This is a genomic window from Arthrobacter sp. 10T425 (genome assembly GCF_056393985.1).
Window position 1 is genome coordinate 184,083 of sequence record NZ_JBFTGZ010000009.1, and the last position, 13,883, is coordinate 197,965.

A 13,883-nucleotide genomic window follows, 5' to 3' on the forward strand; every position below is an offset into this window, starting at 1 on the left:
GCCTTGCCTTTCTCAATTTTTGTAGAACAGAAACCCTTGGTTTGTCAGTAGGCCCCGACCGGATTGATGAGCATCTTTGCTGTGCGCCAAAGGATGATCAGGTCTCCGGCCAGCGACCAGTTTTCGACGTAGTACAAATCCAGGCGGACGCTGTCGCGCCAGTTCAGCTCCGATCTCCCATTGATCTGCCACATGCCTGTCAGGCCCGGTTTGATGTAGAGCCGCCGGAGCACCTTGTGGTGGTAGTTGTCGACCTCGCGCTGCAGCGGGGGCCGTGGACCGACCAGGCTCATGTCGCCCTTAAGGACGTTCCAGAACTGCGGCAGTTCGTCGAGGGAGTGCTTGCGCATCCAGCGGCCGACCCCGGTGACCCGCGGATCGTTGTGCATCTTGAAGAGCACACCCGCGCCCTCGTTGTGTTCCAGGAGCCCGGCGAGATCGTCCTCCGCGGTTTCGACCATTGACCGAAATTTCAGCATGTTGAATTTCTCACCGCCGCGACCCACCCGTTCCTGCCTGAAGATCACGGGCCCGGGGCTGTCCCGCTTGATCATCACCCCGAGGACCAGAAACACCGGGATGAGCGCCACCAGGGCCGCGGCGGCCAACGTGATGTCGAATAGCCTCTTCAGAGCATGCTTGGCGCCGGCGTACTGCGGCAGTTCCACGTGCATGAGGGGCAGGCCCTCCACGGGACGGGAGTGGATCCGGGGACCGGCGACGTTGGTCAGTCCGGTGGTGAGGATCAGCTGGGTGGACGACTGTTCCAGCTTCCATCCGAGTCGTTGTATGTAACGGCTGCCGCCCTTCATGGGTCCGGCCACGATGACAGCATCGGCGTCCACGGAAGCCACTGCTTCCACGACGCTCCGCTCGTCTCCAATGACGTTGAGGACATGGCTGCCCTGGGTGAAGGTGCCGGCGCCGGCGGACCCGGAAAGTGCGACACCCACGACCTTGTACGCCGCACCGGACTTCTTTTCGATCTGGCTGACGACGTACCGGACGTCATTCGGCCGGCCCAACACGATCACACGCGAAAGGTAATGGCCGTGAACCCGCTGCCTGGACAGCCACTGACGCATGCTCCAGCGTGCCGCCAGCAGGCCGGTCAGCCCGGCGGGCAGGGCGAGCGCGAAGAATCCCCGGGCCACGTCGATATTCAGGACAAAGCAAACCAGAGCGATGAGGCCCAGAAGCATTGCGCTTGCGCTGACGACCCGTCTGTATTCGTCGATTCCGATTCCGACGATCCGCGTGTCCCTGCTCTTGTACAGCCCCAACGCAAGCATCCAGGCGGCCGCGATGACCACGGAAATGTAGAGGTAATCCACTCGGAACTCGCCCACTTGAACCGAACTCACTGTGCTCAACCCGAACCGGGTGATGTGGGCCGCCGCAGTCACTGCCGCAATCACCAGGGCGTCTGCGGCTATCAGCAGATGCCGATAACGGTTTGCCCAACGAATGCCCTCGCGACGGGAGCTGCTCGCAAGCCGGAGTTTCGCCGACCTGAAGTCGGGAAATGGGATGGACGGCGGGGCTAAAGCTGCCGCGCCGGCAGCAGACCTCGGTGAATCTTGCGTTCGTGGGGTGACCCGGACATGATCCGGGGATCGATACCCCGTATGGACCGGAACGCGCTGCTTGAGCTCACTCATGCTTGCCGCCAATAGCGCCGACAGGACCACTGAACCCGGCCGTCCGGCGGCCCTGATGCCATGCCAACTGCGTGGCCCGCGAGTGGCCTTGATCCGGCACGTTTGGGTGGGCAAACCCACCCGTTGGCAACAAAGGACGGGCCACCATCAACTTTTGGTCGTACATGTGAGACCTTCTAGCGACTCGGTTGGCTGTGGTCTCCTCCAGTAAATTCGATGGCTTTCTGCTGCACACGAGTGTGGCCTACCCCTCTTGAGTTGGTGGACCACTCGTCAAATTCGCCGCCACGGGCGGACTACTTGCGCCCATTACCCGGATTCGAGACAGCACTACCCATTTCGGGGTGCGGTTTCGGCTCGCTTTCTGTGCAGATGAACGAGGCGTTCCCACAGCGTTTCGGGGAAATGACGGGCGCGGGGATGCCGGGATCAGCGATCTTCAGAGCGAGGGACACCGCAGGCGCGCCATCCGGTCACAATCACGCCACCCCGGCGCGGTACCGGCCAGGCGAGCGCGGCGTGTACAACCTCGAACTCAGACTGAGGTAATGTAAACCTCGTTGATCGGGACTCACGGCTGGAATTCAGGCCGGTCCCACTGCGGCTGTAGCTCAATGGTAGAGCGCTAGCTTCCCAAGCTTGATACGCGGGTTCGATTCCCGTCAGCCGCTCCAAATGCCCCCACAGCATCCCGGGCTCCTATTAGGTTGCTACCTGTATCGTCGGAAGTCAGGAACCTCTTCGGTTCCGCTACAGGAGCAATCATGGCTGACAAATCCCCCCGTCAAGCAGCATCCAAGAAATCCGGCAAATCCATTAAGGAAAAGCGCGCTGACAAGAGGGCCGCTTCAGCGCCGGCCAGCTCCCTCGATAAAGTGACCGCCGCAAAGACGGCGAGCCCCAAAAAGAAGTGACCCGTTCACCGAATTACCTCACGCTCGGCATCCTCGCCGGCACACGCAAACCGGACGAGCGGCGCCTCCCGATCCACCCCCTGCACCTGGACCGCATCGCGCCGGAGATCCGGGACCGGTTGATCCTCGAGGAAGGCTACGGCGAGCGCTTCGGCCGGTCCGACGCCGAGCTCGCACCCCTCGTGGGGCGCATCGCGCCGCGACAGCAACTGCTGGCGGAAGCCGACGTCGTCCTCCTGCCCAAGCCGCAGCCCGAGGACCTGGCCGAACTCCGGGACGGGCAGGTCCTTTGGGGCTGGCCGCACTGCGTCCAGGACCGGGCCATCACCCAGCTGGCAATCGACAAGAAACTCACGCTGATCGCCTTCGAGGCCATGAACCACTGGGCCAGCGACGGCGGCTTCGGCCTGCATGTCTTCCACAAGAACAACGAGCTCGCCGGCTACTGTTCCGTGCTGCATGCCCTGGCGCTGACCGGTTCCACCGGAGACTACGGCCGCCGGCTGAGCGCCGTCGTGATCGGCTTCGGGGCCACCGCCCGCGGCGCCGTGACGGCGCTGAACGCCCACGGTGTCCATGACGTGCAGGTGCTGACCAACCGCGGTGTTGCCGCTGTTGGCTCTCCCATCCACTCGGTACGGATCGCGCAGTTCGACCATGACAGCGAGGCGCCGTTCCTGAGCGAGGTCATCACCGAGCGCGGGCGCGTGCCGCTGGCGCCGTTCCTGGCCGCGAGCGACATCGTGGTCAACTGCACGCTGCAGGACCCCAACGCGCCGCTGACCTACCTGCGCACCGGGGACCTGGCCGCTTTCCGGCCCGGCAGCCTGATCGTGGACGTCTCCTGCGACGAGGGCATGGGCTTCAGCTGGGCGAAAACCACCACCTTCGCCGAGCCGATGTTCAAAGTGGGCGACCACATCGACTACTACGCCGTGGACCACAGCCCGTCCTACCTCTGGAATTCCGCCAGCTGGGAAATCAGCGAGGCGCTGCTGCCGTTCCTCGAGACCGTGGTGTCCGGCCCCGAAGCCTGGGCGGGAAGCGAGACCATCCGCCGCGCGATCGAAATCCGCGACGGCGTGGTCCTGAACCCAGATGTGCTGCAGTTCCAGCAGCGGGAAGCCGAGTTCCCGCACCGCCCCTTGGAGCTCTAGGGGTTTCCGCGACGAATCAGGGCAGCCGCTGCGTGGATCCACGTAGCGGCTGTCCTTTTTCGGTGCGGAAATCGGTCGGGACGATCCGCAGCAGCCGGCGCCGGTCTTTCAGGTCCACTTTGAGCATGAGCTGCCCGCGCCGGGCGAGGACGACGGCGACGGTCGCGGCAGCCAGCACCGGGACGCCGCCGGAGACGAGGACGGCGGTGTGCGGGTCCGCGTGCTCGGCCAGCCAGCCCATCATCGGGCCGCCGATCGCCTGGCCGCCGATCAGCACCATGATGTACAGGCTCATGACCCGCCCGCGGATGGCCAGGTTGGCGCTGACCTGGACCAGCTGGTTCGCGGCGGTCAGGAACATCAGGCACCAGAATCCGGCCAGCACCATGGCCGCGCCGAACCAGGCCATGGACGGTGCCAGGGAAGCCAGGCACAGCATGAGCCCGTACATCCCGGCGCCCAGCACCACGGAGCGCAGCCGCAGGGCGCGCCGCCGGGCCGAGGTGATGGCGCCGGCCAGGGCGCCGAGGGCCACGAGTGTGTTGAGCAGCCCGTAGCCGCCGGCACCGGCGTCGTACACGTGGTCCGCGAAAGCGGCCAGCAGCACCGGCAGGCTCATCGCGAACACCGCGATGAACCCGGCCATCAGCCAGGGCCAGTAGATGGTGGGCTTGCTGAGCGCATAGTCCAGCCCTTCCCGCAGCATGCCCGGGCGCTTGGCGGCCGGGGTGCTGACATGCAGCTGGTCCTTGCGCAGGCTCAGGAGCATGGCCACCGTGAAGCAGCAGGCCACCGCATTGGCGGCAAAGGCCCAGCCGGCCCCCACGGCGGTCAGCAGGATCCCGGCGATCGCAGGACCGATCAGGCCGCCCAGCTGGAAGATCGTGGAATTCACGCTGATCGCGTTTCGCAGATAGCCGGGGCCCACGAGCTCGTTGACGAACACCTGGCGGGCCGGCTGGTCCAGCACGGTCACGAGGCCCAGAACCAGCGCGATCGCGTAGACGTGCCCCACCTCGATCCGCTGGCTGAGCGCCAGGACGGCAAGGACCGCGGCCAACGCGGCGGCCACCGACTGGCACAGCATGAGGATCTTCCGCTTCGCGAAGCGGTCCGCCATCATGCCGGCCCACGGGCCTAGGAACAGGGACGGCAGGAACTGCAGGGCCACGGTGATGCCGACGGCGGTGACGGAACCGGAGAGCTGGAGCACCAGCCAGTCCTGGGCGATCCGCTGCATCCAGAGCGCGATGACGGCGACGAAGTGCCCGATCGCGAAGATGCGGAAGTTGCGGACCTTGAGCGAAATGAAAGTGTGGCGCCAAGGCAGAGGCTGGCTGACGACGGCGAGTGGTTGGGTGATGGTGTCCGGCAGGGAAGCTGCGTTCGCCTCTAGCGGCGGAGGGGGTGCCACGGAAAAGTCCTCAAAAGAGCGGGTGAGTGGGATGGACTTAACGCTAGGCTGGCCCCAAGAGATTATGGAAGCCTATTCCACGCATAACTCGCATTACAAAACGCAATGCAGGGTATGCGGCACCCGATCCGGAGACCGCCATGTTCGAACCCGCCCAGCTCCGCTCATTCCTGGCCGTGGCCGAAACCTTGAGTTTCACCAAGGCCGCCGAGCGCCTCGGCCTGGCCCAACCCACCGTCAGCCAGCACGTCCGCAAGCTGGAGACCGCCGCCAAGCGGGTGTTGATTGCCCGGGATACCCGGGATGTACGCCTGACCGACAACGGCGATGCCATGGCCGGCTTCGCCCGCAGCATCCTCGCCGCGCACGACTCCGCCGCCCGCTATTTCTCCGGCTCCGCCATGCGCGGCCGCCTGCGCTTCGGCACGGCCGATGATCTCGCCATCACCGGGCTGCCACGCATCCTCCGGGAGTTCCGGCAGATCTATCCCCAGATCAACCTCGAGCTGACGGTCGGGCAAAGCGACCAGCTCTACAAGCGCCTGAACGCCGGGCAACTGGATCTGGTCTTTGTGAAATGGGTGGCCGGTGCCAAGGACGGAACCGTGGTCCAGCAGGACGCCTTCGCCTGGGTCGGGCTGGAGCAGACCGTGCTGGAACCGGCTGATCCTGTCCCGCTGATCGCCTACCCCTCCCCCAGCCTGAGCCGGAAGCTTGCGATCGACGCCCTGGAGGCCACCGGGCGCACCTGGCGGATCACCTGCACCACGCGCCAGATCAGCGGCGTACTGGCCGCCGTCCGGGCCGGCATCGGTGTGGCGGTAATGCCTTCCTCCCTGGTGCCGGAGGATCTGAAAATCATCACCCGCCGCTTCGATCTGCCGCCGGTGGGCGACGTCGATTTCACGCTCATCCGCAATCCGCTGGCCAATACCGAGGTGATCGATGCCCTGACGCAGGCGATCGTGGGCCGGACCCTGAAGCGACCGGCCTGACGCGCGGGCGGTCCCGCAGCCAACGCTGATCCTGCCACGGTACCTACGGGGCGGACTACCCGGACCCGAGCAGTACTTACTTGACCATTGAACGGTGCACGTACTTCATCTATCCTGACACTACTTAAGATCCACCGTTCGAGGTCAAGCAGTGGCCCACGACAACGATTCGAAAAACGAACGCTGTCCGTCGCTGGCGCCTGTGGCTGGCGTCGGAACGTTCGGGATAGGCCGCCATTGATGCCAGCCATTAATCACCCCCGATTGCCCGCCCCCGCCGCCCACGCGACAAAGTCCGCCCGTCAGGTAACCGCGCCGGCCCACCCCGCAGCGGCCATGCACCACTCGACCGCCGGAATGCAGCACTCAGCCGCGGCCCAGCACGCGGCCACCCCGGGCCAACGGGGAATCCGCCCGACTACCCTCGCAGAGTCCGATTATGTGGCCAGTCCGTACTGCGAACGCTGCGGCACGGACGAGTTCATTTACCTGGAGACCTTCGTCCCGGCCACGCACCGGAGGGACGGCTCGGTCAGCAAGCTCGGCGAGGTCACCTACTTCTGCTCGGGCTGCGACGATTTCTCCGCCCACGCGGTCCCCGCTTCCTGGGTCCCGCCGGGCTGGTACTTCGGCTAGCCCCGGCTCTGCTTAGCGCCTTCGCCGTTAAACGCCGCCGCCGTGCCGCACCTTATGGTGCCTGCACAGCGGCGGTGTTTTTTGGGTTTCAGGGTTCTAGCACGCCCGAGCCGGGGTTTTAGCAGCCCCGGGCTAGATCAGGGCGTCCGAGATGTGGTTGGGCGTGCCGAAACGGTGCGCCGTGATGCTGATGGCCTGCTCGTGCAGGAACGGCAGCAGTTCCACGCGTCCGGCTTCCGTGACGGGGTGGACATACACCGCCAGGTCCGGGCGTCCGCCCGTGGCCTCGGCCAGCGCCTTGGCGTCCCCGCCAATCAGCCGGATCCGGGCGCCGGAGAGCTTGCCCGCCGCGGCGAGGGTGCCGGCGGAAGCGAGCCATTCGGCGTCGTTCTCAACAGTCGCGGCGATGCCAAGCCCGGACAGGACGGCGCGCAGCTGGGCGGGCAGTTCGACGGCGGTGGAGACCGTCAGGACGGACCCGGCCAAAACGCCGGCGGCGACGGTCCGGACGAGGCCGGCAAGCGGCTCGCCATCCGCGAGGCGGACCGTGACGGGCAGAGCACGGTAGCGGAAGACGTTGCGTTCCGCACTCAGGCCGGAGACGTCCTTCGCGGTGCCGAACTCTTCGGCCCAGGCGCGGGCGTCGGAGGCGAGCGCGCGCTGCAGCGGCGCGAGTTCGTCGGCGGTCAGGAAGCCCTTGGCGGCGTCCTCGATCCTGCGGACGCCGGCGTGGGCGGGAGCAGCGCCCGGGGTGCCGGCGGCGGTGCTGGGCTTGCTGACCCATTCGCCGAGGCCGACGAGGTAGTTCGGGCCGCCGGCCTTGGTGCCGGCGCCGACGGCGGATTTCTTCCAGCCGCCGAAGGGCTGGCGCTGGACAATCGCGCCGGTGATGCCGCGGTTGACGTAGAGGTTGCCGGCCTGGATGGTGTCCAGCCAGATCCCCAGTTCCTCGCTGTTCAGCGAGTGCAGGCCCGCGGTGAGGCCGTATTCGATCTGGTTCTGGATCGCGATGGCCTCCTCGAGGGTCTCGGCGGTCATAACGCCCAGGACCGGGCCGAAGAACTCGGTGAGGTGGAAGTAGGATCCGCGGCGGACACCGGAGCGCACGCCGGGGCTCCAGAGTTTGCCCGAATCATCGAGCTTCCGCGGCTCGACGGCCCAGGTCTCGCCCTCGCCGAGGGTGGTGAGGGCGTTCAGGAGCTTGCCGTTGGCGGGCTCGATGATCGGGCCCATCTGGCTCGCCGGGTCCTGCGGGTATCCGACCTTCAGCGAGGTGACGGCGTCGATCAGCTGGTTGTGGAAGCGCTTCGACTTCGCCACGGAGCCGACGAGGATCACCAGCGAGGCGGCGGAGCACTTCTGGCCGGCGTGGCCGAACGCGGAGTACGCGACGTCCTTGGCCGCGAGGTCCAGGTCCGCGCTCGGGGTGACGATGATGGCGTTCTTGCCGCTGGTCTCGGCCAGCAGGGGCAGGTCCTTGCGGAACGAGCGGAACAGCTCGGCGGTCTCGTAGCCGCCGGTCAGGATGACGCGGTCCACGGCCGGGTGGGAAATGAGCTGCTGGCCCAGTTCCCGCTCGCCCAACTGGACCATGGTGAGCACGTCGCGCGGAACGCCGGCCTCCCAGAGGGCCTCGATCATGACGGCGCCGCTGCGGCGGGCCTGCTTGGCGGGCTTGACCACGACGGCGGAGCCGGCGGCGAGGGCCGCAAGGGTGGAGCCGGCCGGGATGGCGACCGGGAAGTTCCACGGCGGCGTCACAACGGTGAGCTTGGCCGGGACGAAGGTGGCGCCGTCGACGTCGTCGAGCTTGCGGGCGGACTCGGCATAGTAGTGCGCGAAGTCGACCGCCTCGCTGATCTCCGGATCGCCCTGGTCGATCGTCTTGCCGGTCTCGGAAGCCATGACCTCAAGAAGGTCCGCGCGGCGGGCCTCGAGGACCTCGCCGGCGCGGTGCAGGATTTCGGCGCGCTCGGCGCCGGAGAGCGCACCCCAGGCCTTGCCCTTCTCGACGGCGGTATCGATCACGGCGTTCAGGGTCGCGGCATCGTTGATCGTGGCGGCCTCGACGGAGGCGTTGCCCAGTGTCGACGTCGTCACGCGGCCCAGGATGGCGCGGCCCCAGTCGCGGTTCGCGGGCAGCGACGGATCTGTGTCGGCAGTGTTCTCGAACGAATCGTGCGGCAGCGGCGCGGCCGGAAGGGCGCGGTTCTGCAGCCGGTTCGGGCCCGGGACCTCGTCGTCGAGCTTGGCCAGCGAGGCGAGGAAGCGCTGCTTCTCGCGCTCAAACAACGTTTCGTTTTCACTGAGTTCGAACACAGCGGACATGAAGTTGTCCTGGCTGGCGCCCTCTTCGAGGCGGCGGATCAGGTAGGCGATCGCGACGTCGAACTCGGCAGGGTGGACCACGGGCGTGTAGAGCAGGAGGGAGCCGACGTCTTGTCTGACGGCTTCCGCCTGGCCCTGGGCCATGCCGAGCAGCATCTCGAATTCGATGCTCTGCTCTGCGCTATCCGCGATGCCGCGCTGCTTGGCCAGGAGCCAGGCGAAGGCGATGTCGAAGAGGTTGTGGCCGGCGACGCCGATCCGGATGTTGCGGATCCGGTCCGGGTGCAGCGAGTAGTTGATGACGCGCTTGTAGTTGGTGTCCGAGTCCTGCTTGGTGCCCCAGGTGGCGAGCGGCCAGTCATGCAGGGAGGCCTCGACCTGCTCCATCGGCAGGTTGGCGCCCTTGACGACGCGGACCTTGATGGCGGCGCCGCCATCGGCGCGGCGGGCGGCGGCCCAGTCCTGCAGGCGGATCATGGCGGACAGGGCATCCGGGAGGTAGGCCTGGAGCACGATGCCGGCCTCCAGGTTCTTGAACTCGGGCTTGTCCAGGATCCGGGTGAAGACCGCGATGGTCATGTCCAGGTCCTTGTATTCCTCCATGTCCAGGTTGATGAACTTGGCCTTCTGGCCAGTGGACGCATAGGAGGCGGCGCGGGCGAAGAGCGGAGTGAGCTTCTCTACGACATGCTCCACGGCCTCGTCGAAGGCCCAGGCGGAGTGCGGGGCCACCGTGGAGGAGACCTTGATCGAGACGTAGTCGACGTCGGGCCGGGACAGCAGGGTGTGCGTGCCCTCGAGCCGGCGGGAGGCCTCGTGTTCGCCGAGCACGGCCTCGCCGAGGAGGTTGACGTTGAGCTTGATGCCGTCTTTGCGGATCTTGGCGATGGCTGGGCCGAGCTTGGCGTCGGTGGCGTCGACAATGAGGTGGCCGACCATTTCACGCAGCACCCGGCGGGCAACCGGGATGACCACCTGGGGCAGGACCGGGGCCATGGTGCCGCCGAGGCGGACCGCGCTGCGCATGTACCAGGGCAGGAAGGCCGGGACCTTGGGGGCCAGGGCGGCGAGGTTGCGGGCGGCGACCTGCAGGTCTTCGGGACGGACGACGCCGTCGACGAACCCGACGGTGAAGTCCAGGCCGTTGGGGTCCTTCAGGACCCCGGCGAGCTGCTCGGCCGAGGCGTCGACGGGCACCTTTGCAGCCTCGGTGAGCCAGCGGCGCACCAGCGCGATGGTGTCCTCGGCGAGGGCTGCGGCCTCAAGGACCGTGGAGCCTTCCGAAACGGCGGCGTGCGTGGCGTCGTTGCCTGCGGCGTTTCCGGTGGTGGCGCCGGGCTCCGTGGAGATGTTGGTCATGGCTGAAACACGTTCTTTCTCAAAATGTGGACCTCTTACGAAACAGTATGCGACCGGATTTTCATAAGATAAAGCGAAGTTTTCTGAGCAATACCGGTTAGAAAAACCGACGCTTCCGGTTCCCGCCCGAACGTTCGGGAACCACCCCTGCCGCTTAAAAACCCGTTGCGCTATCACTTCCGGGCCTTAAACCCCGGGAAGAGCCGGGAATGGGAGCCAGAAGTGATAGCGCAACGGGGGGTGGGGTGGCTAGGTCAGGGGGCGGTGCATCTCCACGATCTCCTCGTGCCGCGGGCTGTCCGGGTTCATCAGCGAGTGCCTGCGGCCGTACGTGAAGTAGATGATCAGGCCGACGATGAGCCAGACGACGAACCGCAGCCAGGTCTCCCAGTGCAGCTGGAACATCAGGAAGAGCGAGGCAAACACGCCGAACGCCGGAACCACGGGCATCAGCGGCAGCCGGAACGTCCGCGGGGCGTCGGGCTTCTTGTAGCGGAACACGATCACCGACACACAGACGACGACGAACGCGGCCAGGATGCCGATGTTGGTCAGGTCTGCCACGGCCTTGATCGGGAGGATGCCGGCCAGGACTGCGGCCCCGACGCCGGCGATCCAGGTCACGCGCTGGGGCGTGCCGTTCCGGTCCGTCTTCGAGAACCAGCCGGGCAGCAGGCCGTCGCGGCTCATCGAGAACCAGACGCGGGTGACGCCGAGGAGGAAGGTCAGCATCACGGTGAGGATGGACAGGACGGCGAACACGGAGATGATCGTCGCGATCACCGGAAGGCCAACGCTGTTGAAGGCGGAGGCGAAGCCGGCCTTGGGGTCGATCTCCGTGAAGTTCTGCATTCCGGTGAGCACCAGGGTGGCGGCGGCATAGAGCAGCATGGCGATGACCAGCGAGAGGATGATCGCCTTGGGCATGTGCTTCTTGCCGTCGGTGGCCTCCTCCGCCGCGGTACTCATGGCGTCGTAGCCGAACACCGCGAAGAACACCGTAGCGGAGCCGGCCACCACGGGACCGAAACCGCTGGGGAAGAACGGGTTGTAGTTGTTGGTGTTCACGTAGAAAATGCCCAAGCCGATGATGAACAGGATCAGCAGCACCTTGATGCCGACGGCGATCAGTTCGAAGCGGCCGAAGGTCTTGGTGCCGCGGGAGAGGATCCAGGTCACGAGCAGGCAGACGAGGATCGCGGGAAGGTTAATGATGCCGCCGGTGCCTTCATCCGGCGTCGCGGTCATCCAGGCGGGCATATGGATGCCGATACCGGAGAGGAACGCGTCGAAATAGCCCGAAATACCGATGGCCACCACGGCGACGATGGCGATGTACTCCAGCAGCAGGTCCCACCCGATGAACCAGCCGATGATCTCGCCGAGGGCAACGTAGCCGTAGGTGTAGGCCGAGCCCGCCCGCGGGATCATTCCTGCGAACTCCGCGTAGGACAGCGCTGCGGCGGCGGATGCCAGACCGGCGATCAGGAAGGAGATGAGCACGGCCGGTCCGACTCCGGGCTCGGACTCGCTGCCGTGGGCCACAAGGCCCGCCAGGGAGAAGATGCCGACGCCGATAATGCCGCCGACGCCGATGGCCGTCAACTGCCAGAGCCCCAGGCTCCTGTGCAGACCGCTGTGTTTGTTTTCTTCCTCGATGTCGTCGATGGGCTTGCGCCGCATGATCGACTGTGACAAATCCCGTGTAGCCATGAGGGCCTCCTGCTTAGGTGCGGTGCCCATCACTCCACCCTGTGATGGGGCTTATCGAGTGAGAACAGTATGCAAGCCCGGTTGCATTAGATAAAGTGAATTCTCTTAATGAATAACCGTCAGGATTCACAAAGGAATAGAGATGCTCGACGTCCGGCGTTTGCGACTGTTGCGCGAACTGAAGATTCGGGGCACTTTGGCCGAAGTGGCCGAAGCGCTTCAGTACAGCCCGTCGTCAGTCTCGCAACAACTGGCCCTCCTTGAGAAGGAGGCAGGGGTGGAGCTCCTCCGCAAGACCGGGCGCCGGGTGCAGTTGACCCCGCAGGCCGAAGTCCTGGTGGCCCACACCTCCCAGCTCCTGGAGACCCTCGAGCAGGCGGAGGCGGACCTGGCCGCGTCGCTGACCACGGTCACCGGCACCGTGCGGATTGCGGTGTTCCAGTCTGCCGCGCTGGCGCTCATGCCGGACACCCTGACCAGGATGACCGCCAGCTACCCGGAAGTCCGCGTCGAAATGACCCAGCGGGAACCGGAGACGGCCCTGCACGAGACGTGGGCCCGCGACTTCGACCTCGTGATCGCCGAGCAGTACCCGGGCCACGCCGCCCCGCACTATGCCGAACTGGACCGCGTGGCCCTGACCCGCGACGCCATCCGACTCGCCGTTCCGCCCCCCTCGCCCGACCGCGACCCCATCAGGACGCTGGCCGATACCGCAGGGCTGGCCTGGGTGATGGAACCCCGCGGAGCGGCCTCCCGGCACTGGGCCGAGCAGGCCTGCCGGAGCGCCGGGTTTGAGCCCGACGTCCGCTTTGAAACCGCCGACCTGCAGGCCCAGATCCGGCTGATCGAATCCGGAAATGCGGTGGCCCTGATGCCCGACCTCGTGTGGACCGGCCGCGGCACCAGCGCGCAACTCCTGGACCTGCCCGGGGATCCGCACCGTACGGTGTTCACCTCGGTGCGGCGCTCGAGCGCCAGGCGGCCCGCACTGCTGGCGGCCCGGGAAATCCTGGCGGTGACGGCGGCATCCATCGTGCCGGCGGCGGCCGCGGGCGTCCTCGGTCCGGCCCCCGTGGACCGGCCCGCGTGACTTCCGGCATGTGGAACCGTGCGCGTAACGGCCCGCGGCATGTGCAGTGGGCCACAGCGCGGGCGGTGGCCCCGCGTTAGACTGATGTCGTTATGAATCGCACAATATTCAAATCCAAGATCCACCGCGCGACGGTCACGCACGCGGACCTGCACTATGTCGGATCCGTCACCGTGGACCTGGATCTGCTGGAGGCGGCCGACATCCTGCCCGGGGAGCTCGTGGCGATTGTCGATGTCACCAACGGCGCCCGGCTCGAGACATACACGATTGCCGGCGAGCGCGGTTCCGGCGTGATCGGCATCAACGGCGCCGCCGCCCACCTGATGCATGAGAACGACATCGTCATCCTCATCACCTACGCCCAGATGACCACGGAAGAGGCCAAGGCGTACAACCCCAAGGTGGTCCACGTTGACCAGGACAACAAGATTGTCCAGATCGGCAACGACCCCGCCGAGGGCATGACACCCGGGCTCATGCGTCCGCCGCACTCGCTGAACAACGCCGCGCTCAACTAGCGGCAGCGCGCCGTCGGGCGTAATAGGACAGCCCGCGGAATAAAGCTGATTACTCTGGACGGGTGACCATCACCCGCCGCCCACCCGCCCCG

At 66.2% G+C, this 13,883-nt stretch carries 10 protein-coding genes and 1 tRNA gene; 7 read left to right on the forward strand and 4 right to left on the reverse strand.

Going from position 1 to position 13,883, the window contains the following annotated elements; translation table 11 throughout:
- Positions 1 to 44: 44 nt before the first annotated feature.
- Complete coding sequence (locus AC1DDH_RS12690; RefSeq protein WP_223915145.1) at positions 45 to 1,661, reverse strand: sugar transferase; 1,617 nt, start codon at positions 1,659 to 1,661, stop codon at positions 45 to 47.
- Positions 1,662 to 2,261: 600 nt separating this feature from the next.
- On the opposite strand from AC1DDH_RS12690, the gene AC1DDH_RS12695 reads away from it, so the two are divergent.
- The 3 genes from AC1DDH_RS12695 (at position 2,262) to AC1DDH_RS12705 (ending at position 3,732) form a co-directional block, all read left to right on the forward strand.
- A tRNA-Gly gene (locus AC1DDH_RS12695) sits at positions 2,262 to 2,335 on the forward strand.
- Between the two features lie 90 nt (positions 2,336 to 2,425).
- Positions 2,426 to 2,575, forward strand: a complete 150-nt coding sequence (locus AC1DDH_RS12700) for a hypothetical protein (RefSeq protein ID WP_018774018.1) — start codon at positions 2,426 to 2,428, stop codon at positions 2,573 to 2,575.
- A complete protein-coding gene (locus AC1DDH_RS12705) occupies positions 2,572 to 3,732 on the forward strand; it encodes a N(5)-(carboxyethyl)ornithine synthase (RefSeq protein WP_476955559.1) in 1,161 nt (386 codons plus the stop codon). Before AC1DDH_RS12700 ends, AC1DDH_RS12705 begins: the two co-directional genes overlap by 4 nt.
- Positions 3,733 to 3,748: 16 nt before the next feature.
- Here AC1DDH_RS12705 and AC1DDH_RS12710 read toward each other — a convergent pair whose 3' ends face one another.
- The gene (locus AC1DDH_RS12710; RefSeq protein ID WP_476955560.1) at positions 3,749 to 5,146 is read right to left on the reverse strand and encodes an MFS transporter; all 1,398 of its coding nucleotides are present in this window, start codon (positions 5,144 to 5,146) and stop codon (positions 3,749 to 3,751) included.
- 140 nt (positions 5,147 to 5,286) lie between these two features.
- Between AC1DDH_RS12710 and AC1DDH_RS12715 the strand changes: the two genes are divergently transcribed.
- Together AC1DDH_RS12715 and AC1DDH_RS12720 are read left to right on the forward strand one after the other, a co-directional pair.
- Complete coding sequence (locus tag AC1DDH_RS12715; protein ID WP_079550633.1) at positions 5,287 to 6,141, forward strand: LysR substrate-binding domain-containing protein; 855 nt, start codon at positions 5,287 to 5,289, stop codon at positions 6,139 to 6,141.
- A 357-nt stretch (positions 6,142 to 6,498) separates the two neighbouring features.
- Positions 6,499 to 6,777 (forward strand): hypothetical protein, encoded by a 279-nt coding sequence (locus tag AC1DDH_RS12720; protein ID WP_476955561.1) that lies wholly within the window; start codon positions 6,499 to 6,501, stop codon positions 6,775 to 6,777.
- Positions 6,778 to 6,909: 132 nt separating this feature from the next.
- Here AC1DDH_RS12720 and AC1DDH_RS12725 read toward each other — a convergent pair whose 3' ends face one another.
- Together AC1DDH_RS12725 and AC1DDH_RS12730 are read right to left on the reverse strand one after the other, a co-directional pair.
- Complete coding sequence (locus tag AC1DDH_RS12725) at positions 6,910 to 10,464, reverse strand: proline dehydrogenase family protein (RefSeq protein WP_476955562.1); 3,555 nt, start codon at positions 10,462 to 10,464, stop codon at positions 6,910 to 6,912.
- 249 nt (positions 10,465 to 10,713) lie between these two features.
- Positions 10,714 to 12,177 (reverse strand): amino acid permease, encoded by a 1,464-nt coding sequence (locus AC1DDH_RS12730; protein WP_476887075.1) that lies wholly within the window; start codon positions 12,175 to 12,177, stop codon positions 10,714 to 10,716.
- A gap of 142 nt (positions 12,178 to 12,319) precedes the next feature.
- Between AC1DDH_RS12730 and AC1DDH_RS12735 the strand changes: the two genes are divergently transcribed.
- Together AC1DDH_RS12735 and panD are read left to right on the forward strand one after the other, a co-directional pair.
- Positions 12,320 to 13,270: a LysR family transcriptional regulator gene (locus tag AC1DDH_RS12735; protein ID WP_476873816.1), complete on the forward strand. Its 951-nt coding sequence runs from the start codon at positions 12,320 to 12,322 to the stop codon at positions 13,268 to 13,270.
- A gap of 92 nt (positions 13,271 to 13,362) precedes the next feature.
- Positions 13,363 to 13,791, forward strand: a complete 429-nt coding sequence (gene panD / locus AC1DDH_RS12740; protein WP_028275366.1) for an aspartate 1-decarboxylase — start codon at positions 13,363 to 13,365, stop codon at positions 13,789 to 13,791.
- The last annotated feature ends 92 nt before the right edge of the window (positions 13,792 to 13,883 follow it).